This window comes from Bradyrhizobium sp. USDA 327 (assembly GCF_041262065.1).
Lineage (GTDB): Bacteria > Pseudomonadota > Alphaproteobacteria > Rhizobiales > Xanthobacteraceae > Bradyrhizobium > Bradyrhizobium liaoningense.
On sequence record NZ_JBGCCW010000001.1, the window covers coordinates 7919576 to 7943285 of the forward strand.

24 protein-coding genes are annotated in these 23710 nt (G+C 64.8%); 9 read left to right on the plus strand and 15 right to left on the minus strand.

Annotation, left to right across the window (positions count from 1 at the left end; all coding sequences use genetic code 11):
* Positions 1 to 89 precede the first annotated feature (89 nt).
* From ABIA42_RS37375 to ABIA42_RS37385, 3 genes are read left to right on the plus strand one after another with little or no spacing between them, the layout of a single operon-like run.
* Positions 90 to 1175 carry an amidohydrolase family protein gene (locus ABIA42_RS37375; RefSeq protein WP_370116001.1) on the plus strand — a complete coding sequence of 362 codons (1086 nt, stop codon included), beginning with the start codon at positions 90 to 92 and terminating at the stop codon, positions 1173 to 1175.
* On the plus strand, positions 1172 to 2281 hold the full coding sequence (locus ABIA42_RS37380; RefSeq protein WP_370116000.1) for an amidohydrolase family protein: 1110 nt from the start codon (positions 1172 to 1174) through the stop codon (positions 2279 to 2281). The genes ABIA42_RS37375 and ABIA42_RS37380 overlap by 4 nt, the downstream gene beginning before the upstream one ends.
* Positions 2281 to 2694 (plus strand): Rieske (2Fe-2S) protein, encoded by a 414-nt coding sequence (locus ABIA42_RS37385; RefSeq protein ID WP_271527022.1) that lies wholly within the window; start codon positions 2281 to 2283, stop codon positions 2692 to 2694. The genes ABIA42_RS37380 and ABIA42_RS37385 overlap by 1 nt, the downstream gene beginning before the upstream one ends.
* A 122-nt stretch (positions 2695 to 2816) precedes the next feature.
* Here ABIA42_RS37385 and ABIA42_RS37390 read toward each other — a convergent pair whose 3' ends face one another.
* Together ABIA42_RS37390 and ABIA42_RS37395 are read right to left on the minus strand one after the other, a co-directional pair.
* A complete protein-coding gene (locus ABIA42_RS37390) occupies positions 2817 to 4145 on the minus strand; it encodes an MFS transporter (protein ID WP_370115998.1) in 1329 nt (442 codons plus the stop codon).
* A gap of 145 nt (positions 4146 to 4290) precedes the next feature.
* Positions 4291 to 5190: a transcriptional regulator GcvA gene (locus ABIA42_RS37395; protein WP_370115997.1), complete on the minus strand. Its 900-nt coding sequence runs from the start codon at positions 5188 to 5190 to the stop codon at positions 4291 to 4293.
* 110 nt (positions 5191 to 5300) lie between these two features.
* Between ABIA42_RS37395 and ABIA42_RS37400 the strand changes: the two genes are divergently transcribed.
* Entirely contained in the window at positions 5301 to 5504 is a 204-nt protein-coding gene (locus tag ABIA42_RS37400) for a DUF1127 domain-containing protein (protein ID WP_124159348.1), read from the plus strand.
* Between the two features lie 68 nt (positions 5505 to 5572).
* Positions 5573 to 6196 (plus strand): N-acetyltransferase family protein, encoded by a 624-nt coding sequence (locus tag ABIA42_RS37405; protein WP_370115995.1) that lies wholly within the window; start codon positions 5573 to 5575, stop codon positions 6194 to 6196.
* 83 nt (positions 6197 to 6279) lie between these two features.
* On the opposite strand, the gene ABIA42_RS37410 is transcribed toward ABIA42_RS37405, so the two are convergent.
* The 3 genes from ABIA42_RS37410 to ABIA42_RS37420 all read right to left on the minus strand — a co-directional run bounded on the left by ABIA42_RS37410 (position 6280) and on the right by ABIA42_RS37420 (position 8190).
* Positions 6280 to 6450 (minus strand): RNA polymerase sigma factor region1.1 domain-containing protein, encoded by a 171-nt coding sequence (locus ABIA42_RS37410; RefSeq protein WP_035669588.1) that lies wholly within the window; start codon positions 6448 to 6450, stop codon positions 6280 to 6282.
* Between the two features lie 65 nt (positions 6451 to 6515).
* Positions 6516 to 7346, minus strand: coding sequence for an enoyl-CoA hydratase (locus ABIA42_RS37415; protein ID WP_370115994.1), 831 nt, complete (start codon positions 7344 to 7346; stop codon positions 6516 to 6518).
* 142 nt (positions 7347 to 7488) lie between these two features.
* Positions 7489 to 8190, minus strand: coding sequence for an SDR family oxidoreductase (locus tag ABIA42_RS37420; RefSeq protein ID WP_370115993.1), 702 nt, complete (start codon positions 8188 to 8190; stop codon positions 7489 to 7491).
* A 221-nt stretch (positions 8191 to 8411) separates the two neighbouring features.
* On the opposite strand from ABIA42_RS37420, the gene ABIA42_RS37425 reads away from it, so the two are divergent.
* Both ABIA42_RS37425 and ABIA42_RS37430 read left to right on the plus strand, forming a co-directional pair.
* A complete protein-coding gene (locus ABIA42_RS37425; protein ID WP_370115991.1) occupies positions 8412 to 10196 on the plus strand; it encodes an acyl-CoA dehydrogenase family protein in 1785 nt (594 codons plus the stop codon).
* 174 nt (positions 10197 to 10370) lie between these two features.
* A complete protein-coding gene (locus ABIA42_RS37430) occupies positions 10371 to 11459 on the plus strand; it encodes a Zn-dependent alcohol dehydrogenase (RefSeq protein ID WP_370115990.1) in 1089 nt (362 codons plus the stop codon).
* A gap of 78 nt (positions 11460 to 11537) precedes the next feature.
* On the opposite strand, the gene ABIA42_RS37435 is transcribed toward ABIA42_RS37430, so the two are convergent.
* From ABIA42_RS37435 to ABIA42_RS37465, 7 genes are all read right to left on the minus strand, one after another.
* On the minus strand, positions 11538 to 13010 hold the full coding sequence (locus tag ABIA42_RS37435; RefSeq protein ID WP_370115989.1) for an amidase: 1473 nt from the start codon (positions 13008 to 13010) through the stop codon (positions 11538 to 11540).
* Positions 13011 to 13113: 103 nt separating this feature from the next.
* Positions 13114 to 14085, minus strand: a complete 972-nt coding sequence (mbfA, locus tag ABIA42_RS37440; protein WP_271527011.1) for an iron exporter MbfA — start codon at positions 14083 to 14085, stop codon at positions 13114 to 13116.
* A 66-nt stretch (positions 14086 to 14151) separates the two neighbouring features.
* Positions 14152 to 15300, minus strand: coding sequence for an alpha/beta fold hydrolase (locus ABIA42_RS37445; protein WP_370143725.1), 1149 nt, complete (start codon positions 15298 to 15300; stop codon positions 14152 to 14154).
* 127 nt (positions 15301 to 15427) lie between these two features.
* Entirely contained in the window at positions 15428 to 16294 is an 867-nt protein-coding gene (locus ABIA42_RS37450; protein WP_370115987.1) for an MBL fold metallo-hydrolase, read from the minus strand.
* A 16-nt stretch (positions 16295 to 16310) separates the two neighbouring features.
* The gene (locus tag ABIA42_RS37455; protein ID WP_271527008.1) at positions 16311 to 16922 is read right to left on the minus strand and encodes a glutathione S-transferase family protein; all 612 of its coding nucleotides are present in this window, start codon (positions 16920 to 16922) and stop codon (positions 16311 to 16313) included.
* A 112-nt stretch (positions 16923 to 17034) separates the two neighbouring features.
* Positions 17035 to 17877 (minus strand): fumarylacetoacetate hydrolase family protein, encoded by an 843-nt coding sequence (locus ABIA42_RS37460; RefSeq protein WP_370115986.1) that lies wholly within the window; start codon positions 17875 to 17877, stop codon positions 17035 to 17037.
* A gap of 85 nt (positions 17878 to 17962) precedes the next feature.
* Entirely contained in the window at positions 17963 to 18811 is an 849-nt protein-coding gene (locus ABIA42_RS37465) for an MBL fold metallo-hydrolase (protein ID WP_370115984.1), read from the minus strand.
* Between the two features lie 110 nt (positions 18812 to 18921).
* On the opposite strand from ABIA42_RS37465, the gene ABIA42_RS37470 reads away from it, so the two are divergent.
* Entirely contained in the window at positions 18922 to 19398 is a 477-nt protein-coding gene (locus tag ABIA42_RS37470) for a DUF3775 domain-containing protein (RefSeq protein WP_271527005.1), read from the plus strand.
* Positions 19399 to 19617: 219 nt separating this feature from the next.
* On the opposite strand, the gene ABIA42_RS37475 is transcribed toward ABIA42_RS37470, so the two are convergent.
* Both ABIA42_RS37475 and ABIA42_RS37480 read right to left on the minus strand, forming a co-directional pair.
* On the minus strand, positions 19618 to 20400 hold the full coding sequence (locus ABIA42_RS37475) for an SDR family oxidoreductase (RefSeq protein WP_271527004.1): 783 nt from the start codon (positions 20398 to 20400) through the stop codon (positions 19618 to 19620).
* 127 nt (positions 20401 to 20527) lie between these two features.
* Positions 20528 to 21040 carry a CvpA family protein gene (locus ABIA42_RS37480; protein ID WP_271527003.1) on the minus strand — a complete coding sequence of 171 codons (513 nt, stop codon included), beginning with the start codon at positions 21038 to 21040 and terminating at the stop codon, positions 20528 to 20530.
* Positions 21041 to 21169: 129 nt separating this feature from the next.
* Between ABIA42_RS37480 and ABIA42_RS37485 the strand changes: the two genes are divergently transcribed.
* Positions 21170 to 21931, plus strand: coding sequence for an SDR family oxidoreductase (locus ABIA42_RS37485; protein WP_271527002.1), 762 nt, complete (start codon positions 21170 to 21172; stop codon positions 21929 to 21931).
* Between the two features lie 112 nt (positions 21932 to 22043).
* Here the strand turns inward: ABIA42_RS37485 and ABIA42_RS37490 are convergent, their stop codons facing one another.
* Positions 22044 to 23648: a GMC family oxidoreductase gene (locus ABIA42_RS37490; protein WP_370115983.1), complete on the minus strand. Its 1605-nt coding sequence runs from the start codon at positions 23646 to 23648 to the stop codon at positions 22044 to 22046.
* Positions 23649 to 23710: the final 62 nt, after the last annotated feature.

A 23710-nucleotide genomic window follows, 5' to 3' on the forward strand; every position in this document is an offset into this window, starting at 1 on the left:
GCGGCCCCGGCTGAGTTGCGGGCGGCGGGCAGGCCTGCTTGAATGCGGACACGAGACAAGAATTGACGAGGAAACGTGAAGGAGACGTCATGGCGTCCCTGATCGCCGGTGGGGTGGACTGCGATGTGCATCCGGCCGTGCCGCATCTGACCAGCCTGCTGCCGTACCTGAACGATTATTGGCGCGATCAGGTTACGACGCGCGGCATGGTCGACCTCGTTTCGCAATCCTATCCGCAGAACTCGCCGATTACGGCACGGCCCGACTGGCGGCCCGAGCAGGGCAAGCCGGGCGAGAGTCTGGCGGACATGCAGCGCCATGTGCTCGATCCCTTCCAGCTCGAGCATGCCATCTGCAATCCGCTGTATGGCGTGCAGATGGTGTTCTCCGAGGACATGCAGGCCGCCTTCTGCCGCGCGCTGAACGACTGGCTGGCGAAGGAATGGCTCGATCGCGACGCGCGGCTGCGCGGCTCGGTCGTGATCCCGACGCAAAGCGTCGAGAAGGCCGTCGCCGAGATCGAGCGCTGCGCCCCGGACAAGCGCTTCGTGCAGGTCCTGATGCTGGTCATGGGCGACGTGCCGCTCGGCAAGCGCGCGCTGTGGCCGATCTATGAGGCCGCGGAGCGGCTGGAACTGCCGGTCGGCATCCATGCCGGTTCCGCCTATCACAATCCGCCGACCGCGGTGGGATGGGGGTCCTACCACATCGAGGACTATGTCGGGCAGGCCCAGGCGTTCCAGACCCAGCTCACCAGCCTGATCGTCGAAGGCGTGTTCGCCAAATATCCGCGGCTGAAAATGGTGATGCTGGAGTCCGGCGTCTCCTGGATCGCGCCCTATCTCTGGCGGCTGCACAAGTTCTGGCGCGGGGTGCGAATGGAGACGCCCTGGGTCGATCGCGCGCCCCTGGAGATTGTGCGCAGCAACATCCGCTTCTCGTTACAGCCATTTGATGCGCCGCCGGAACCAGAGACATTAATTCGCCTGTTTGATCATATGCAGTCGGACGAATTGGTCCTATTCTCCACGGACTATCCGCACTGGCAGTTCGACGGCCAGGACGCGCTGCCCGAAGGTCTGTCCCCCGATCTCGTGCGCAAGATCATGATCGACAATCCGCATGCTACCTATCCCCGCCTGAAAGAACTCCCTCCCAAGGAGGCAAGGCCATGAACATCCAGTTCCGCGAACGAACGGATTCCGTCGCTCCCCTTACCGTGAAGACCGCGATCGCGGACTGCGACATCCATCCGGCACGCGCCACCCGCACCGAGCTCTATCCCTATCTCGCCAAACGCTGGCAGCATCACCTCGAGGTTTACGGCGTCCATGCCTATCAGGGCATGATGGAAGGCCCGCCCTATCCGAAGGCCCAGCCCAACGCCTCGCGCCGCGATGCCTATCCGCCGGAGGGCGGACCGCAGGGCTCCTCGCTGTCGTTCATGCAGAAGCAGCTGCTCGATCCCAACAACGTGCAACTCGGCGTGCTCAATCCGCTCAACACCGGACAGGGCATCCGCAATCACGAACTGTCGGCGGCGCTGTGCTCGGCGATCAACGACTGGCAGATCGACAAATGGACCTCCAAGGACAAGCGGCTGAAGGCCTCGATTGTCGTCGGCAACGAGGACGGGCTGTCGGCCGCCGCCGAAATTCGCGAGCGCGCCGGCGACAAGAACTTCGTGCAGGTGCTGCTGCTCAGCCGCAATGTCGAGCCGCTCGGCCAGCGCCGCTATTGGCCGATCTACCAGGCCGCGGAAGAGGCAGGCCTTCCCGTCGGCGTCCACGCCTTCGGCTTCGGCGGCAACCCGATCACGCCCTCGGGCTGGCCGTCCTACTACATCGAGGAGATGGTGGGTCACTCGCAATGCCAGCAATCGGCGCTGGCGAGCCTCGTGCTGGAGGGCGTCTTCGAGCGCTTCCCGAAATTGAAGATGGTGATGATCGAGGCCGGCTTCGGCTGGGCGCCGTCGCTGGCGTGGCGGCTCGACAAGGCCTGGCAGCGGCTCAGGAGCGAGGTGCCGCATGTGAAGCGGCCGCCGTCGGAATATATCCGCGAGCAGGTGTGGTGGACGACGCAGCCGATGGAGGATCCGGAGCGGCGCGAGGATCTGTTCGACGTCATAAAATGGATCGGCTGGGATCGGCTCTTGTTCGCCACAGATTATCCGCATTGGGATTACGATGAGCCCTCACGCGTCTTGCCGGCGGGCGTCAGCGAAGCCAATCGCGAGGCGTTCTACCTCGGCAACGCAAAGAAGCTTTACGGCGTTTCCTGATGGCAAGACACGTCATCGCGCCGGTCGACGAGCTTCCGCCGGGCACGCGAAAGTTTCTGGAGATCGACGGGCGGCCGATCGCAATCTTCAACATCAAGGGCGAGTATTTCGGCCTGATGAACCGTTGCCCGCATCAGGGCGCGGCGCTGTGCGAGGGCCCGCTGATCGGGCTCGCGCAATCGAACAATCCCGGCGAGATCGAGTACACGAAACTCGGCGAAATCATCCGCTGCCCGTGGCACGGCTGGGAGTTCGACATCCGCACCGGCCAATCCTACTGCGACCCCCGCCGCTTCCGCGTGAAGGCCTACCCGGCCCATGTCGAGCCGGGGGCGAGCGTGGTGAAGGGGCCGTATGTCGCCGAGACGATCCCGGTCAGGATCGAGAGCGACTACGTGGTGGTGGAGCTGTAAGCCAACCGCGCCGTCATTCCGGGGCGCGCGTAGCGCGAGCCCGGAATCCATCGTGCGACAGAAATGCTGGGAGAAATGGATTCCGGGCTCGCCTCTTCGAGGCGCCCCGGAATGACACCGTCCTAACGCCCCGCCACCGGCTCCGGCACCGCATCATAGGCCGGCACGGCTTTGCCGCCGCGATACACCGTCGAAGCCGCGATGATGCCGAGCAGGGCGGCGAACATCAGCCAGAAGCCGGGCGAGGCCTTGTCGCCGGTCCGCTCGATCAGCCAGGTCGAGGCGAACGGCGTGAAGGTGCCGAACAGGGCCGCGGCAAGCGCAAACGCCAGCGAGAAGCAGGTGGTGCGCACATGCGCCGGCACGATCTCGACGAGGGCACCTAACATGGTGCCGCTGTAGACGCCGAAATAGAACGAGAACATCATCTCGACCGCGAGCAGCTTGCCGAAGGTCGGCGCCGCCACCAGCCAGTGCAATGCCGGGTAGGCGGTCACCAGCGACAGGCCGGCGATCGCGATCAGCACCGGCTTGCGGCCGATGCGATCGGAGAGCGCGCCGCCGACCGGATTCCAGACGAAGTTGGCCACCGCGACGAGCAGCGTGACCAGCAGCGCGTCATGCGTCGACAGCTTCAGCACGGTCTTGCCGAAGGTCGGCGTGTACACGGTGACGAAGTAGAACGTCGTCGTGGTCAGGATCGCGATCATCATCCCGAGGACGACGATGCGCCAGTTGGCGAGCGCGGAGGCGAACACCTCGTTCGCGGTCGGATGCTTCTTCATGGCGAGGAAGGCCGGCGTCTCCTCCAGCGAGCGCCGCAGGAGGAAGATCAGTGGAATGATCAGGCAGCCCACGAAGAAGGGAATGCGCCAGCCCCAGGCAGCCACGGTGTCGGCCGGCATCACCTCGGAGAGGATGTAGCCGAGGATCGAGGCCACGAAGATCGCGACCTGCTGGCTCGATGACTGGAACGAGGTGTAGAAGCCGCGATTGCCGGGCGTCGAGATCTCCGCGAGATACACCGACACGCCGCCGAGCTCGACGCCGGCCGAGAAGCCTTGCAGCAGCCGGCCGATCAGCACGATGATTGGCGCTGCGATGCCGATGGTCGCGTAGCTTGGGCAGAACGCGATGACGACGGTGCCGAAGGCCATGATGCCGAGTGTGACGATCAGGCCCTGGCGGCGGCCGATGCGGTCGATGTAGGCTCCTAGCACGATGGCACCGACGGGGCGCATCAAGGCGCCGAGCCAGAACACGCCGAAAGTGTTGAGCAGTGAGGCGGTCTCGTTGGTCGAGGGGAAGAACGCCTTGCCGATCGCGGCGGCGTAGAAGCCGAACAGGAAGAAATCGAACTGCTCGAGGAAGTTGCCCGACGTGGCGCGCAGGATCGCGCCGACACGCGAGTTGATGGCGGGCGGATTGGTTGAGGCGGCTGGTCCAGCCATGACGTTGCTCCCCTTGGAAAGACGTGGCCGGGCCGAAACTCATTTCACGGCAAGGCGACAGATTGATGCTGCGACAATCTGTCATACCCCTTCCCGCGCAGAGCGGAGCGAGTCAACCGGTATTCCGGAGGAAGCTGATGATTTTTCAGGCTTTATTTTGCGTTGCAGCGACGATCCATTGCCGGAATGCGGCAAGCTTCGGCACCTCCCGGCGGCCCTCCGGCGCGACCAGGTAGAACCCGGCATCGGCCGGCAGCGCGATCTTGAAGGGCACGACGAGGCGGCCCTTGGCGATATCGTCCTGGACGTAGGATGTCCGTCCCATCGCCACGCCGATGCCGTCGATGGCCGCCTGGATGGTCATGAAGATCATGTCGAAGGTGATGCCCGGGTGCCGCGCTATGTCGGCCGGCAGGCCCGCCGCGGTCAGCCACAGTCGCCAGTCGTCGCTGTTGGCGTTCGAGGTGTGCAGCAGCGGATGGTTGCGCAGATCCTCAGGCCGGCGCAGCGGCTTGTCGCCGCGCAGCAGTGACGGACTGCATACCGGAAACAGTTCGTCCGCCATCAACCAGTCGGCACGCACGCCCGGCCACTGGCCGCGGCCATAGCGAATCGCGGCATCGACATTGTCGCGCTGGAAGTCGACGAGGCTGGTCGAGGTGGTGATGCGCACGTCGATGCCGGGATGCTGCTCCTGGAAATCGGTCAGCCGCGGCAGCAGCCATTTTGCCGCGAGCGAGGCCAGCGTCGACACGGTCAGCACCTTGTCGTCCTCTTTGCGCAGCAGTCGATCGGTGGCGAGCCGGAGGTCGTTGAAGGCGGCTCGGACGCCCGGGAGGTAGTCGCGCGCCTCCGGCGTCAGCGCCAGTGCGCGGTTCTGCCGGATGAACAGGCGGATGCCGAGTTCCTCCTCCAGCCTGCGGATCTGATGGCTGATCGCGGTCTGGGTCACGTTCAGCTCGCTGGCCGCCAGCGTAAAGCTGAGATGGCGCGCGGCGGCCTCGAACGCCCGCAATCCATTCAGGGACGGCAATCTGGCAGTCATTTGGCAACAGGATACATGACGTTATTTCATGCGAAGAGGTACAAATTGTCGTTTGTCGCAGCGCGGTAGGAAGCAGATATTAGCGGTCAACTTAGCTCCAGGAGCTGAAAATGTCTACTTTGACTGACAATTCGATGACAAATCATCATGCACCGGGCCTGATCCAGCAGATCGGCGAAACGCTTCACGTCTGGCACGAGCGCTACCGCACGAGGCGTGAGCTGACCAACTGGACCGCCCGCGACCTCCATGATGTCGGGCTGTCCTGGTCCGACATCGCCTATGAGGCCGACAAACCCTTCTGGCGGGCCTGATTGGCCGCCAGGCCGGCGCCGCCTGACTGTGGGGGCGCCGGCGGTCCCTTTTCCGCACGGCATGTGTCATGAGCATCCTTCGCCTCGAAGACCTGAAGCAATATTCGGACAGGCTGCGCACCCGCGACGGCACGGCGCTCAACGTTCGCTTCGTCGAGCCGCGCGACACCGACGAGCTCCAGCACTATGTCCGCTCGCTCTCGACCCGCTCCCGCTACAACCGTTTCTTCGGGGCGATCAGCGAGCTGCCGCAGGGCCTGCTGCACGACTTCCTTCAGGTCGGCGAGGGCGAGCGCTTCACGATCGTTGCGACCATGATGGTCGACGGCTTCGAGACCATCGTGGCCGAAGCGCGCTACGCCTTCCATGCCGAGACCGCGACTCTCGAGTTCGGCTTGTCGGTCGACGACCGCTGGCAGGGCCGCGGTATCGCCACCGCGCTGATGAAGAACCTCGAATGCCGCGCCGCCGCGCTTCGAGCCGAGCACATGTTCGGCGACACGCTGCGTTCCAACGAGGCGATGGTAGCGCTCGCGCGCAAATCCGGCTTCGCCTTCGTCAACCATCCCGACGACTGGAAGCTGGTGCGCTTCGACAAGGAGATCAGCGTCGCGCCCAGAGACATTCCTTGCGCAAGCTGGCGCCTCGCCGCCCTTTCCCGTCAGACCGACAGCCCCTCAGCCTCGGCCTGACACCACTGCAGCCCGGCCTGGCGGAGCCAGAGCCGGGCTTTTTTTTCAATACGAGCCCAATTGCACTTCGCGACAGCGACGGCCTATTCCTCTGAGATCCAAATACCACGCTCGCTTAAGGCGGCGAGCAGGGTCTCAAGGTCTTTAGGCTCGATCTCGGCGCACGGTATCAGCTCGTTGAGTTGATCGAACGTAACGTAGCCCGTCTTCTCCGCCAGTATGGCGACTTTCCGGACCACCTCAGACCAATCCATTCAGCGCTCCTTAGAGTAGGGCCCCTACTTTATGGAATGATCTGATGGCTCGGAGCGCGTAGCCCCTACTTCCCCGTGAACACCGCTTTCCGCTTCTCTATGAAGGCCTGCACCGCCTCCTTGTGATCCGCTGTCGTGGTCAGGCGGATCAGTCGTTCAGCCTCGTGGTCGCGCGCCGTTTCGAAATCGAACAGCACGGCCTCGTCGAGATTGTCCTTCATGTAGCGCAGCGCCAGGCGCGGGCCTTCGGCGAACGATCTGGCCAGCGCGAAGGCCTCGGTTTGCAGCCTGTCATCAGGCACCACGCGGTTGACGAGGCCGATGGCTTCGCAACGCGCCGCATCGACGCGATCGCCGGTGAACATCAGCTCGCGCGCCCGCGCGGTGCCGACCAGCCGGGTGAGCAGCCAGGCGATGCCGTAGTCGCCGCTGAGCGCGATGCGGGCATAGCCGGTCGCAACGAAGGCGGATTGCGCGGCGATGCGGATATCGCAGGCCATGGCGATGGCAAGTCCGGCGCCGACCGCGGGACCGGGCAGCGCGGCGATGGTCGGCTTGCGCACCGACACCAGCGCGCCGGTCAGCAGCCGCTGTCGCTCCTGAAGGTCGGCAACCCTGTCGTCAAAGGACATGTCGAGCTTCGCCTTGTCGCGATGTGCGCCCATGCCCTTGACGTTGCCGCCGGCGCAGAACGCTTCGCCCGCGCCGGTGAGCAGCAGCGCGCCGATACCGGGATCCTCGCCGCAGGTCCGGATCATCGTGCGCAGCGCCGGCGTCAGCGCGTCCGACAGCGAATTGCGCGCCTCCGGCCGGTTCAGCGTGATGATCGCGACGCGGTCGCGGACGACGCAGAGGAGTTCACTGGTGCCGGTGTCGATGGTGGTTTCCGTGGTCATGTCGCCTCCCTTTCTTTCGTCATTGCGAGCGAAGCGAAGCAATCCAGCCTTTATGCTCCTCAGGGTGAGGTTCTGCCTTCTGGATTGTTTTGCTTCGCTCGCAATGACGGCTGTTGTGACGCTATTGCCTCAAACTATTGCCTCAAAACTTCTCGACCCAGGGCCGCAGCTCCAGCTCCCAGCTCCAGGCGCTGCGCGGCTGCTGCAGCACGTTCCAATAACTCTCCGCGATCGCGTCGGGGTCGAGCATCGAATCCGGCTTGTCCGCCGGTTCGGTTCGCGCCGCGCTGCGGATGCCGCCGTCGATGACGAAATGTGCGACATGGATGCCCTGTGGCGATAGCTCGCGCGCCATGCTCTGCGCGAGTCCGCGCAGCGCGAACTTGCCCATTGCGAACGGGGCCGACTGCGCATAGCCCTTGACGCTGGCGGAGGCGCCGGTGAACAGGATCGCGCCGTGCTTGTTCGGCAGCATGCGCTTGGCCGCCTGCTGCGCCACCAGAAAGCCGCCATAGGCGCTGACCGCAATCGCCTGCGCGACGTCGGCCGGAACGAGCTCGATGAAAGGTCCGCGCGTACGGCCGCTGGCATTGTAGACGACGAGGTCGGGCGTTCCGATCTCGCGCTCGACGAGGCCGAACAACCGCTCCACCTCGTCGGGCTCGGTGGCGTTGCAGGCATAGGCCTTGGCGCCGGTCTCGCTGCAGAGCGCGCCGAGCTTCTCGATCTTTCGCGCGGCGAGCGCGACGCGGATGCCCTGGGCGGAGAGCAGCCGCGCCAGCGAGGCGCTCAGGCCTTCGCCGGCACCGACGATGAGGGCGATCTTGTATTTCGGATGTTCCATGGCGTGATCTCTCGGAAGCAGGAGCCGCTGATCTATGCATGGGCTGTGCGAAGAACCAGCCGGGACGATGACAGTTCCGCAGAGCGAATTGCTCCTCCACGGCGATCATGCCTCCCTGACAATTTGCGGCTTTATCGCTGTCCGCGACTGGAGCATGATCGACATCATCCAAAGCGGCAAGCGCAAAGAATTGCCGTCGGACGGAAACGAAGAGGACGATCATGCACAAGCCGGTCACAGCGCAGCCACAAAATGTCGCGGCCGCACCATCCGGCCTACTGGCGCCCGATACGTCAGGCATGAATTTCTACCGCGCCGATCCGGCGCTGGCCGATCTCCTGCGCATCCATCTGCCGGACACGCTGTTCCGTCATATCGAGCCGCATCTCGACCGCCTCGGCGAGCTCGCCGGCGGCCATCTCGACGAGTGCGCGCGGCTCGCGGACCGGCACACGCCCGTTCTGCACCAGCGCGACAAGTTCGGCCGCGACATGCAGTGGATCGAATACCACCCGGCCTATCGCGAATTGGAGAACGCTGCATTCGGCGAGTTCGGCATCCACGCGCTCTCGATCCGCAAGGGCATCATGGGTTGGCCGGACAAATATCCCGTCGTCGCCAAGCACGCCTTCACCTTCCTGTTCAACCAGACCGAATTCGGCATGGGCTGCCCGATCAACGTTACCGACGGCTGCGCCAAGCTGCTGGCGAACTTCGGCAGCGAATCGCTGAAGGCAAAATATCTCGACGGCTTGACCTCGACCGACATGAGCAAGCTGACCCAAGGCGGCCAGTTCATGACCGAGAAGGAGGGCGGCTCCGACGTCGGCACGCTAACCACGCGCGCGGTGCAGGAGGGCGACCATTGGCGCCTCTACGGCGAAAAATGGTTCTGCTCGAATGCCGACGCCAAGGTCGTGATGCTGCTGGCGCGCCCTGAAGGCGCGGGCCCCGGCACGCGCGGCGTCGGCCTGTTCCTGATGCCGCGCTTCCTCGACGACGGCTCGCAGAACAACTACCGAATCGTGCGCCTCAAGGACAAGCTCGGCACGCGTTCGATGGCCTCGGGCGAGATCAAGCTCGAAGGCGCGATCGCCTACGCGGTCGGCAAGCTCGACCGCGGCTTCGTGCAGATGGCCGAGATGGTCAACTCGTCGCGGCTCTCCAACGGCGTCAAGTCCACTGCGCTGATGCGCCGCGCCTATCATGACGCGATGACGGTGGCGACGAACCGCGTGGTGTTCGGCAGCCGCATCGTCGACCTGCCGCTCGGACGGCGGCAGATGCTGAAGATCATGCTGCCGGTCGAGCAGGCGCTGTCGATGAGCTTTCTCACCGCCGATGCGCTCGACCGTGCCGAAGCGGGCAGCCAGGATGCGGCAGCGCTCCTGCGCATTCTCACCCCGACGCTGAAATTCCGCGCCACGCGCGATGCACGAAAGGTCTGTGGCGATGCGCTCGAGATGCGCGGCGGCATCGGCTATATCGAGGAATTCGCCACCGCCCGCCTGCTGCGCGATGCCCATCTCGGCTCGGTCTGGGAGGGCACCGGCAACATCGTGGCCATCGATGCGCTGCGGCGCGCGGTCGGCCGTCACGGCGCGGAGTCCGCGCTCGCGGCCGATCTGCACGCCCGGCTCGACGACAGCGCCTCCGTGCCGCAGGCCTGGCGCGACCGTCTACGCGGTCTCACCGATCGCGCCGTCGGCTTTGCGCGCGAGGTCGCGGGCAAGTCCGAGAATGAGGCGGAGGCTCGCCGCGCCACCAGCCTGCTCTATCATGTCGCGAGCGCGGTCGCGCTCGCCTGGGAGGCGCATCGCATCCACGAGATGCGCGGCGATGCGCGCCGCCTGCTGCTGTCACGCCTCGTCATCGATCATCGGGTGTTGCAGAGCGATCCGTTCCGGCTGACGGAAAATGCCGCGCAAGCGAAGATCGCCGCATTGCTGCTCGGCGATCGCGCAGGAAGCATGAGCGAGGTTGGCGAACTGGTTCTGGCAGCGTAGGCTCCCCCTTCACCTCTCCCATCGGGAGAGGTCGATTTGCGCAGCAAATCGGGTGAGGGGCTCAGGTCCGATGAGGGAGCATAACCCCTCACCCGACGCGTCGCGCCGACCTCTCCCGATGGGAAAGGTCGAGCCTCTGCACGCGACGACAATCATAACAACGAGGAAACACCGATGAAGGCCGCCGTCCTCCATGAAGTCAACCAGCCGCTCGTCATCGAGGACATCAGCCTGCCGAAGCCAGGTCCGCGCGAAGTGCTGATCCGCACGGCGGTCGCGGGTCTCTGCCACTCCGACCTGCATTTCATGGAAGGGCTCTATCCGCATCCGCTGCCGGCGGTGCTCGGGCATGAATCGGCGGGCGTGGTCGAGCTGGTCGGCTCGGACGTGACCTACGTCAAGCCCGGCGATCACGTCGTCACCTGCCTCTCGGTGTTCTGCGGCACCTGCGACAACTGCACCACGGGCCGCACCGTGCTGTGCACCGACACCACGGTGAAGATGCTGCCGGGCGTCTCCAACCGGATGCAATGGTCGAAGCCGGAAAAGCTGCACCAGTTCCTGAACCTCTCCTCCTTCGCCGAGCAGATGCTGGTGCACGAGAACGCCATCGTCAAAATCAGGAAGGAGATGCCGCTCGATCTCGCCGCGCTGATCGGCTGCGGCGTCATCACCGGCTACGGCGCGGTGGTGAACACGGCGAAGGTGACGGCCGGCGAGACCGTGGCGGTGATCGGCTGCGGCGGCGTCGGCATGGCCGCGATCAACGGCGCGCAGATCGCCGGCGCCGGCCGCATCATCGCCATCGACACCAATCCGGCCAAGCTTCAACTCGCGACCAAGCTGGGGGCGACTGACATCATCAACCCGGCGGATGGTGACGTCGTGAAGCAGGTCCGCGATCTCACCAATGGCGGGGTGCATCACTCGTTCGAGGTGCTCGGTCGCAAGGAGACCGCCGAGCAGGCGTTCGGCATGCTCGCCTCCGGCGGCACCGCGACCATCGTCGGCATGATTCCGTTCGGCCAGAAGATCGAGCTGCACGGCTTCGACTTCCTGCGCGAGCGCAAGATCCAGGGCTCCTCGATGGGCTCCAACCATTTCCGTGTGGACATGCCGCGGCTGGTCGATTTCTACCTGCGCGGCCGCCTGCACCTCGAGGACTGGATCTCGGCCAAGCTGAAGCTGAGCGAGATCAACGAGGGCTTTGCCAACATGAAGGCCGGCAAGACGCTGCGCAGCGTGATCATGTTCGACAGCTGAGTGCGACGCGCGCGGAGCCCTGATCGCGTGACGTTCGATCAGTGCCAAGGGCGAATCGTCTCGCCCACCATACGCGCCTCAATCGTCGAACATCTTCGGCGGCACGAATCCGCCGAGTTCGCGCTCGATCAGTTCGGCGAGCATCAGCGGCGTACGATCCTCCAGCCACGGGCCGACGATCTGCACGCCAACCGGCAGGCCGTCCTTCGTCAAACCGAGCGGAACGGCCGTCGCAGGCAGGCCCGGCAACGTCGCAATGCCCGGCCAGGCAAGCTGGTCGGAATAGGGATAGTCTTGGCCGTCGATGCTGATACGCCGCAGGCTCTGGTCCGGCGAATGGTCATGCGGAAAGGCCGGCGTCGGCATGATCGGGCAGATCACCGCGTCGAAGCTCTTGAACAGCGCGCGCCATTGCGCCCGCAGGCCGGCGCGGCTGCCTGCGTCGAGCACCCAGGCGCGGTGGCTTGCGGTGATACCGCGCAGTCGCTCCGCGCCGAGGCTGCGATCCTCCGGCGAAAGCTGGCTCGCCCGGGCCTGCGAGTCCGCAAGCTCATCCGGCAGGAAGAATGCGCCGAGGAAGCTCAGGAGCATGCGCATGTAAAGCCGCGACGTCTCCGCGAAGTCCGGGAGCTGGCCGCTCTCTCGCGCGATCCTCACGCCGGCCTTCGACAGATCAGTTGCGAGCCCGTCGATCGCGCTGCGGACGTCCCGGTCGGTCGGCAGCAGCGGGTGGCTGTCGATCACCAGGACACGAAAGTCCCGCAATGATTGATGCCGTGCGACGGGCAAGTCGAGCTTGTAGGCGACACCGGCATCCAGCGGATCCGGTCCGGCCATGACCTCGAGCAGCAGGGAGAGATCTGCTGCCGTGCGCGCCATCGGCCCGATGACGGCGAGGTCGCCCTCGCGCGGAATGGCCGGAAACGGTGGCGGGGTCTCGCCGCGCGCCGGGCAGAGATTGAGAGTCGGCTTATGCGCGAAGATGCCGCAATGAAAAGCCGGCACACGCAGGGAGCCGCCGATGTCGGAGCCGGTGGCGAGCGCGCAATAGCCCGCGGCAAGGGCTGCGGACGATCCCCCGGACGATCCGCCCGGCGTGCGGCCGAGATCATAGGGGTTGTTCGTGGTGCCGTAGATGTCGTTGTAGCTCTGCCAGTCGCCGAGGCCGACCGGCACGTTGGTCTTGCCGAGGATCACGCCGCCGGCCTGCTTGATACGGGCCACAGGCAGCGCGTCTTCCACAGGCTTGAAATCCTTCTGCGGCACGAACCCCCAGGTGGTCGGCAGGCCGGCGACGTTGAAGGATTCCTTGATCGTCACGGGCAGGCCGAGCAGCGGCTTGCGCTCGCCGCGCGCCAGCGCCGCGTCCGCCTCGCGCGCCGCAACGAGGGCGCGCTCGAAATCGCGCGCGCAGATCGCATTGATCTTGCCGTCGTGGCGCTCGATACGGGCGATCGCATCCTGCGTGAGCTCGACCGCGGAGACCTTCTTCGCGCTCAATGCGGCCGACAGCTCGACCGCACTCTTGAAACTCCATTCCGACCTCGCCACGGCGCTTCTCCCGCTCTGGTTGTTGGAGGATGATGCGCAGTTTGGCCGAACGTCGCAACCGCCGTTTGATCGCGATTGATATGTCAGTGGGACAGTGTGTCTCCTACGCCGCCCCGATCACGATCCCCACCGCCAGCACGATGGCGCCGCCGAGCACGATCTGGAACGCGGCCTGGAGGAACGGCGTGTCCATGTAGCGCGAGCGGATGAAGGCGATCGCCCACAATTCGAAGAACACGACGACACAGGCGATGGCGGTCGCGATCCAGAACGCGTTGGCCCAGCTGTCCGGTACCAGATAGGGCGCGGTGTGGCCGAGCCCGCCGAGCGTCGTCATCGCGCCGCAGGTAACGCCGCGCAGCCAGGGCGAGCCGCGCCCGGTCAGCGAGCCGTCATCGGACAGCGCTTCCGCAAATCCCATGCTGATGCCGGCGCCGATCGAGGCGGCGAGACCGACCAGAAACGTCTGCCAGTTCTGATGCGTGGCGAAGGCCGCCGCAAACAGCGGCGCCAGCGTGGAGACCGATCCGTCCATCAGGCCGGCAAGACCCGGCTGCACATATTGCAGCACGAACATCCGCCGGCGCGTGCGGTCCTCCTCGGCGCGCACGTCGGGCTTCAGGATCTCGTCAGTGAGTTTCGCGGCCGTATGCTCATGAGCCTTCTCGGCTTCGGCGAGGTCGCCGAGCAGCCGGCGCACGTTGACGTCCTCGGCCTGCTCGGCGGCCTTGACGTAGAAGCGCTCGGCCTCGAGCTCCATGGTCTCGACTTCCTTCCGGATCGTGTCGAGCGGCAGGTTCTTGGTCAGCCAGATCGGGCGGCGGCGCAGGAAGCCCTTGACGTTCTCGCGGCGGATCGGCGGCAAATGCTGGCCGAAGCGCTGCTCGTACGTTTCCAGCAGCATGTGGCGATGGCCGCGCTCCTCCTCGGCCATCTGCTCGAACAGCTTCGCGGAGTCGGGATAGCGTTCCTTCAGATCCTCGGCGAAGGTCATGTAGATCCGGCTGTCCTCCTCCTCGGAGGAGATCGCAACCGCCAGCACCTCGCGCTCGGTCAGATCGGCAAAATTCTTCACGGCCGCCTGTCTTCCTAGTTTAGAATAGTTCTAAACTATATAAGGCGCCGTGGTTCCCCGGTCAAATCAGCTGCCGCCAGCTTTCGCCAGGAAGTCGAGCAGCAGCCGGCTGACCTCGGCGGGCTGCTCCTGCTGGACCCAGTGGCCGGCGCCATCGACGAGATGGCAGCCGAGCATTCTGGTGCAGGCGCGCGCCTGCATCGCCTCGAACACGCCGGGACGCTGATAGGTGCCCCAGTCCTGCTTGCCCGAGACGAAGCATGAGGGCACGTCGATGCTGCGGCCGGCAAACAATTGCAGCTCGTTGTTGAAAGCGCCCGACGTGCCGCAGCGATACCATTGCAGGCCGCCGTGGAATCCGGTGCGGCCATATTCGGCGCTGTAATAGGCGAGATCGCGGTCCGGCAGCCAGTGATTGGCGGCGACCGCGGCCGGCGACGGCATCTCCTTGGCGACCGTCTCGGCCATGGTCTCGTTCAGGTCCATCACGTAATAGGTCGGCAGCTTCGCCAGCTCATGTGCCGACCACGATTGCAGCGGATAGGGCTTGTTGTCGGTCCAGTCCGCACTCTTGTGATGATAATAGGCGCGCAGGAAATCATGCACGCCCTGCGGCGCGCGATGCATGTCGGCGTTCGCCTCGCGTGTCGAGTAGTACCATTGATAGTGTTTTCGCGGCCGCGGCAGCGCGGCAAGCTCGCGATGAACGGGGTCTTCGGCCGCAGGCTTGGCCGGCATGTCGACGGTGCCAAACGGCAGCGGCGGCGGTCCGCCGAACGGCGCGCTCATCATCGTCACCGAACGAAACACGTCAGGCCGGATCAAGGCGCACCAGGCCGCGACCGGGCTGCCGAAATCATGCCCGACCACATCGACCTGCCTGTAGCCGAACGCCGACACCAGGGCGAGCGCGTCACGCACGAGGTTGAAGAGCGAGAAGGGCGCGAGATCGCTGCCGTACTCCGCACTCCATCCCGTCGTGCGCCCATAGCCGCGCTGGTCCGGCGCGATCACGTGATAACCTGCGTCGGCCAGCGCCGGCATCACCTTGCGCCAGGAGAACGCCAGCTCCGGAAAGCCGTGCAGCAGCAGGATGCAGCGTCGCCCCTTGGTCTCGAAGCCGGCCTCGAGCACATGCATGCGCAAGCCGTTGATGCCGTCGATGGTGCGTGAGCGGATGCCGGCCGGGAGGGGAATGTCGGGCAGATCAGGCATGTTGTTTCCTCGTCATGGCCGGGCTTGTCCCGGCCATCCACGTTCCTTGTGATCGATGGATTGTAAGAGCGTGGATGCCCGGGACAAGCCCGGGCATGGACGGGAGGAAGCAGGAAGACCGCTTGCGCTAGACCGCCGCGCAAACGAATCCGCTGCCCTTGCGCCTGATCTTTCCGACCGACGGCGAGGGGAAATGCGCGGTGCAGCACAGCGTCTCGGTGTCGCAATAGCGATCGAGGAAGCTGCGGCGCGTCGTGGCTGCCTTGGCCGGATCGACATCGAACTTGATTGACAGCTCCGGATAGAGCGTCTGCAGCGGCGAGTGCATGAGGTCGCCGGAGAACACCGCATCGTCCTTGCTGCGGCCCATCGTAATGGCGATATGGCCCGGCGTGTGGCCGGGCGTCGGCAGGATGCGGACATGGTCGCCGATCTGGTGATCGTTGCCGACGAGCTCGTGGCGCCCCGCCTCGACCACCGGCAGCACGCTGTCGGCGAAAGGCGGGATCTCCGTCGCGTTCTGCGCAGACCAGTGATCGAACTCCTGCTTGGCGAAGACATAACGCGCCTTGGGGAAGGTCGGCACCCAGCGGCCGTTCTCGAGCCGCGTGTTCCAGCCGACATGATCGACATGCAGATGCGTGCACATCACGAAGTCGATGTCTTCGACCGAGAATCCGGCGGCATTGAGCGCGCGCAGATAGGTGTCGTCTGTCTTCATGTTCCATTTCGGCCGCTGCGGCCGCGGCTTGTCGTTGCCGATGCAGCTGTCGATCAGGATGGTGTGGTGCGGCGTCTTCACGATGTAGGACTGGAAGCACAGCAGCAGCACGTCCTGCTCGTCCAGCGCTCTGGCCTGCCGCATCCACGCCCGATTCTCGGCCAGCACCTCCGCGGTCAGTCCCGGCAGCATTTCCAGCGCCGGGACGAAGGAGGTCTCCTGCTCGATGATGCGATGGATGGTGAGATCGCCGACTGAGAACTTCAGGCTCATGAGAACTCTCGCAGATTTACGCGGCCGGCGGCACCGAGATCTTGACCGAGGGCCGCGCCAGCATCCTCTGGTGGAAGGCGTCGAGCTTCGGATAGGCCTTGCGCCAGCCGCAATCGGCGAAGCGGAAGTCGGCATAGCCGAGCACGCAAACGAGGCCGATCTGCGAGATGTCGAACGGACCGTTCAGGACGTCGGGCATGTTCTCGAAGCGCGCCATGCCGGTCCAGGCCCGGTTCCAATGGTCGTCCGACCAGGCCTGCCATTGCAGGCCCTGAGGCCGCACCATCTTCTCGTAGCGGCACAGCAGCATGGAATCGAGCATGCCGTTGATCAGCGAATGGTTGGTCTTGGCCTTCCAGCGCCGCGGACCGTAATCCGGGATCAGGCTGCCGCCGGCCATCTCGTTGAGATATTCGACGATGACGTAGGAATCCAGGATCACGTCGCCGTCATTGGTGATCAGCACCGGCAGCTTCTTCAGCGGCGTAATGCGCGAATAGTCCTCGTTGGCCGTGCCCGGCGTCACGGCCGCAGGCACGAACTCGATCTTGTCGATCAGCCCGAGCTCGATGGCGGCGATGCGCACCTTGCGGGCGAAGGGCGAGGCGGGGGAGAAGGTGAGCTTCATTTTGGATCCTTGTTGTCATTCCGGGGCGATGCGAAGCATCGAACCCGGAATCTCGAGATTCCGGGTCCGGCGCTTACGCGCCGTCCCGGAATGACGAAGAGAGAATTGCGCCTTACGCCGCGATGATCTCCTGGCGCTGCTCGCCGAGACCTTCGATGCCGAGCGTGACGACGTCGCCGACATTGAGGAAGGTCGGCGGCTTCATGCCGAGGCCGACGCCGGGCGGAGTGCCGGTGGTGATGATGTCGCCGGGCAGCAGCGTCATGAACTGCGAGACATAGGAGATGCACTTGGCCATCGAGAAGATCATGGTCTTGGTCGAGCCGGTCTGGCGCCGCTGGCCATTGACGTCGAGCCACATCGACAGGTTCTGCACGTCCTTGATCTCGTCCTTGGTCGCGAGCCATGGCCCAAGCGGGCCGAACGTGTCGTGCGACTTGCCCTTGGTCCACTGGCCCAGGCGCTCGATCTGGAACGCGCGCTCGGAGACGTCGTTGCAGACGCAATAGCCGGCGACATGGTTCAGCGCGTCGGCTTCCGAGACGTATTTTGCGCGGGTGCCGATGATGGCGGCGATCTCGACCTCCCAATCGAGCTTGGTCGAGCCGCGCGGCTTCTCGACCGGATCGTTCGGGCCCGACAGCGAGGTGTTGGCCTTCATGAAGATGATCGGCTCGCTCGGAATATCGGCGCCCGTCTCCTTGGCATGGTCGCTGTAGTTGAGGCCGATCGCCACGAATTTCGAGATGCCGGTGACGGGCGCGCCGAACCGCGGCTTGCCGGAAACGGCGGGCAGCGCGGCGGGATCGAGCGCCGCCAGCTTCTTCAGGGACTCCGGCGAATAGGCTTCGCCAGTGAGGTCCTTCACATGCGCCGACAGGTCGCGCAACTGGCCGGATTTGTCGATCAGGCCGGGCTTTTCCGCACCCTTCTCGCCGTAACGAACAAGCTTCATTCTCGTTTCTCCCTGGAGATTGGACCGATCGGTTAACAGCTTCATGGAACAGGGCGGCAGGAAATTCAACCGCCCAAAACAGAGATCACCCCAGCGCCACAAACCTGAACGCGTCTCCCTCCCGCCTGATATGTCCAGCCGAAAAATGTCCGCCGATCACCAGCGTCGGCGTGTCGGCAAAGCGGCCGAACAGCGCCGCCCGCGTTGCGGCCGATTGCGCCTGGTCGGAATCGGCGGTCGAGGACCAGCCGAGATGCGCCATCTGGCAGGGGTGGTGGGCGACATCGCCGGTGAGCAGGGCCTGTTCGCCGTCCGACTGGATGAGGATGCTCATATGGCCGGGACTGTGGCCCGGCGTCGGGATCATGCTGATCTCCTCGCAGAGACGGTGGTCGCTCGGGATCAGATCGGCCCTGTCGGCATCGACGATCGGCTGCACGGAATCGCCGAACACGGCCTGCTTGTCCGGCTCGGTCGAATGCTCGCGCCAGTATTCGTATTCGGTCCTGCCGAAAACGTAGCGCGCCTTCGGGAAGGTCGGCACCCATTTGCCGCCGGACAGTTTCGTATTCCAGCCGACGTGATCGACATGAAGATGCGTGCACAGCACGGTGTCGATGCTGTCGGGCGCAAAGCCGGCCGCCGTCATGGTTTCCAGGAACGGCGTGCTGCGGTTGTTCCAGGTCGGGACGTTGCGGCCCTGCTTGTCGTTGCCGAGGCCGGTGTCGACCACGATGCGCCTGCCGGGCGTCTCCACCACCAGCGAATGGATCGACATTTTCAGCCGGCCTTCTTCAGTGGCGAAATGCGGGATCAGCCAGGGCAGCGTGCGAATTTCCTCATTGCTCGCGAGCGGCAGGATGAAGCGGGTCGAGCCGACCGTCTCCAATTCCACCACTTTGGTGATTTTGACCTTGCCCACCTGCCACTGCATCCGGCACCTTCCCAGCTTCTTTTGGTGCCGAAACATGCGGTCTTCCGCCGTCAAGCGCAATGGATCATCTGACGCGATGCGGCGTTATCGCGGGAACCCTGGAGAGAGCCATGCCGGAGCTTACGATTTCCGCCGAGAAGGTCGCCTTCATCATCGAGAAGGCGCGTGAATTCGACGTCAAGGAGGGGGATTCCGATCCGGATTCCGGCTCGAACCCGAGCGACGACGGTTCGGTCGATGTCCTCGAGGACGATGGCTCCGACCCTGTCGTCAACGAGCTCGGAAGCTTCATGATCGCGTTGAACGAGGACGAGCAGGTCGATCTAGTGGCGCTGACCTGGCTCGGTCGCGGCGACGGCACGATCGATGATTGGGACGATCTGCGCGCCCGCGCCGTGGAGGCGCGCGGTGAGTATCGCAGCCCGCGCCGCGAAACGGTGCACTATCTGCTCGGCGAGCCGATGCTGGGCGACCTGCTCGCCAACGGGCTCGAGGAATTCGGCGTCGACTGGACCGGCGAGCGCCTCACCGCCGATTCCTCCGACCCCAGCGAGCGGGACGAGGACGAACCAACGAAGCAGCGGTGATGGTCATGCCCGGGCTTGTCCCGGGCATCCACGTTCTTCGTAACTCGCGGCAAATCGTGGATGGCCGGGACAGGCCCGGCCATGACGATGCGGAAGCTTCAGCGCCTCGCAATCGCGGCTAAAGCGCGACGCGATTAGGATGAATCGTCATCGCGCTTTAGGTTGTTGTTTAAGCATGATCTTTTCGGAAAACCGCTGCGTACTTTTCCGGATCATGCTTTACAGCGTGCCCGGGAACGCACCACCATCCAGCAGAATGTTCTGCCCGGTGATGAAGCCTGCCTTGGCGCCGCACAGGAAGGCGCAGGCATAACCGAACTCGTCGGGCTGGCCGAAGCGTCCGGCGGGGTTCAGCTTGGCGCGCTCGGCCAGGATCTGCTCTGGGGTGACACCGCGCTTGTCGGCCTCGGCCTTGGCGGTGCCGGTGAGCCGGTCGGTCTCGAACGGGCCCGGCAACAGGCCATTGATGGTGACGTTGTTGATCACCGTCTTGCGCGACAGGCCGGCGATGAAGCCGGTGAGACCGGCACGCGCGCCGTTGGAGAGGCCGAGGATGTCGATCGGCGCCTTCACCGCGGCCGAGGTGATGTTGACGATGCGGCCGAACTTGCGCGCCATCATGCCGTCCACCGTCGCCTTGATCAGCTCGATCGGGGTCAGCATGTTGGCGTCGATCGCCTTGATCCAGTCGTCGCGGGTCCAGTTGCGGAAATCGCCGGGCGGCGGGCCGCCGGCATTGTTGATCAGGATATCAGGCTCGGGACAGGCCTTCAGCACCGCCTCACGGCCGGCTGATGTCGTGATGTCGCCGACGATCTCGGTGACCGTCACGTCAGGATAGGCCTTGCGGATCTCATCGGCCGTTTTCTTCAGGGCTTCGGCGCCGCGCGCGGTCAGCGTGACGTGAACGCCGGCGTCCGCCAGCGATATGGCGCAGGCGCGCCCGAGGCCTTTGCTGGATGCGCAGACGATGGCGCGGCGACCTTTGATCCCAAGATCCACTGTTTCACTCCCGTAATGTCAGGCAGGTTTTGGACGGCGGCACTCTAGCCAACTGTTGCGCCGCTGATAAGGGACGGGCTCGCACCAAAATGCATGTGCGTCCACGCTGCGATGCAAATGCGCCAGATCAGATGCGCCGCTCCTGCTTGAGGCGGTCGATCGCGGAGGCCGCCTCCGGCGGCAGCGACTTGAAGCCCATCTGGCCGGCGGCCGAGAACAGCGGCCGCAGATGCGAGCCGGCGAGGAAGGGCGGCTCGCGGTTGGCCGGCACGATCTGGTCGAACACCAGCACCAGCGTGGTGGCGACGAGGCCGACCCTGATGGCGCCGAGCGCGGCGCCGCCGAGCCGGTCGCCGATGCCCGCCTCGCCGACGGTGTCGTTCAGCGCGATGCGGCCGATATGCCCGAACAGCATGCCCACCACGACGAAGATCGCGAAGAACCAGATCCAGTTCTGGAGCAGCGGCGAGTTTGCATTGCCGGCAATCTGCGGTGCGATCATCGGCAATAGCGCAACCGCGATCGGCGCGGCGAGAAGATAGGCGAGGATGGTCATGGCGCTGCGCAGCAGGCCGGTCCTGAACCCGAAGCCGACCGCGACGGCGAGCGCGGCATACACGGCGAGATCGAAACTGTTCATGAGCGAAACTCTGCCTCTGGAACGAATGAACGCCGAACCGATCATTCCGGTTTCAGATCGCTAAAATCGTCTGTATTGATGGCCCCAAAGCTCGCGGGATGCGCCCAAGGAATCGGCAAGGAAATCGTCATGTCAGACCTATTCGACGTCAGTAAAGAAACCATCCTCGTCACGGGCGCGAGCCAGGGGCTGGGCCGGCAGTTTGCACGGGTGCTGGCGGCGCATGGTGCGGCGGTTGCGCTCGCCGCGCGGCAGACCGACAAGCTGAAGAGCCTCGAGGAGGAGATCCGCGGCAAGGGCGGCCGCGCGGCCGCGGTCGCGCTCGATGTCACCGACACCGCCTCGATCGCCGGGGCTGTCGACGCCGTCGAAGCCGCGCTCGGCCCCGTTACCGTGCTGATCAACAATGCCGGCATCGCCATCGAGAAGCTCGCGACCGAGCAGACCGAGGCGGACTGGGACGCGGTGATCGGTGCCAATCTGAAAGGCGCCTATTTCCTCGCGACCGAAATCGCCCGTCGCATGATCGCGCGCAAGCAGGAAGGCAACATCGTCAACATCGCCTCCGTGCTCGGCACCGGCGTGCTCAAGGCGGTCTCGCCCTACGCGATCTCCAAGGCCGGCATCATCCAGGCGACGAGAGCGATGGCGCTGGAGCTGGCGGGGCAGAACATCCGCATCAACGCGCTCGCGCCCGGCTATATCGACACCGAAATGAACCATGCGTTCTGGTCGACGCCGGCAGGCGAACGCCTCGCAAAACGCATCCCGCAGCGCCGCGTCGGCGCCGAGTCCGATCTCGACGGCGCCATCCTGCTGCTGGCGTCAAGGGCCTCGCGCTACATGACGGGGAGCGTCATCACCGTCGACGGTGGTTTTCTGCTGAATTGAGCCCCACTGTCGTCCCGGATCTGCGCTTACGCTTGTCCGGGACGACAGCGGCGAGCGCGGCGGCAGTTTGCTCTTCGCAGCACGACAGCGGAGAATTGGGCTACACCGTCGCTCAACTCGCCCGCATCTCCGCCCTGATCATGTCCGCCGCCTTCTCCCCGATCATGATCGTCGGCGCATTGGTGTTGCCGCCGATCAGCGTCGGCATGATCGAGGCATCGACGACGCGCAGGGCTTCGAGCCCGTGCACCTTCAACGCCGGATCGACCACGGCCAGCGCGTCCGTCCCCATCTTGCAGGTGCCGACGGGGTGATAGACGGTGTCGACGCGTTCGCGCAGCACGGCGCGGATATCGTCGTCGCTGCGCACGTTCGCGGTGAACATGTCCCTGGTCTGCAGCGCGCGCAGCGCCGGCGTCTCCATCAGGCGGCGCGTGGTCTTGAAGCCCGCGACCATGGTCTCGAGATCGTCCTCGTGCCCAAGGAAGTTCGGGTCGATCAGCGGCGCCTGCATCGCATCAAGGCTGGCGAGCGAAACGCTGCCGCGGCTCTTCGGCCGGAGCAGGCAGACATGGCAGGAGAAGCCAGTACCGTTATGGCGCTTGCGGCCGTGGTCGTCGACCATCGCCATGCCGAAATGCAGCTGGATGTCGGGAATGTCGAGATCGGGTCGCGTCTTCAGGAAGCCGCCGCATTCGGCGAAATTGGAGGTGAGGGGACCGCGGCGCTCCCGCCGATATTGCAGGATGGCGCGGATCAGCCGCGGCATGCCCTTCAGCGAGATGCCGGAGAAATAGGGACTGTCGGACATGTAGCCGAAGATGAAGTCGGGATGGTCCTGCAGGTTCTGTCCGACGCCCGGCAGATGATGCACGCTTGCGATGCCGTGCCCGTGCAGCGCGGCGGCATCGCCGATGCCCGACAGCATCAGGAGCTGCGGCGACTGAAACGCACCGGCGGCCAGGACCACTTCACGCCGCGCGCGAAGCTGCTTCAATTCCTTGCCCTGGCGGTATTCGACGCCGACCGCGCGCCTGCCTTCGAACAGGATGCGCGTGGCATGCGCCTGCGTCACGACGCGCAGGTTCGCGCGCTTGCCCATGTGCGGATGGACATAGGCCCGCGCCGCGCTCCAGCGCTCGCCGTTCCTCTGCGTCACCTGGTAGATGCCGAGGCCTTCATGGTCGTCAGCGTTGAAATCCTCGCGGATGCGGAATTGCCCCTCCTGCGCCGCCTGCAGGAAGATCTGCTGTACCGGATTGCCGGAGCGCAATTTGTTGACGAAGAGCGGCCCGTCCTTGCCGTGATATTCGCCGTCGAAATCGGCGTTGTTCTCCGACCGCTTGAAATAGGGCAGCACGTCTGCGTACGACCAGCCGGCATTGCCGAGCGAAGCCCAGTGGTCGTAGTCGGCGCGGTGGCCGCGGATATAGACCATGGCGTTGATCGCCGACGAGCCGCCGAGACCCTTGCCGCGCGGCTGATAGCCGATGCGGCCGTTCAGCCCCTTCTGCGGCACGGTGTTGAACGCCCAGTTGTTGACGTTGCCGGCGACCATCAGCACCAGCGCGCCCGGCGTGGTCACGACCCAGTTGTCGCAAGCCCCGCCGGCATCGAGCAGCGCCACGGATGTCGCCGCATCTTCGGATAGCCGGCCCGCAACGGTGCAGCCGCCCGAGCCCGCGCCCACGACGACGAAATCGAATGTGTCGGTCAATGTTGTTTCCCCCGTTATCGTCATTCCGGGGCGATGCGGAGCATCGAACCCGGAATCTCGAG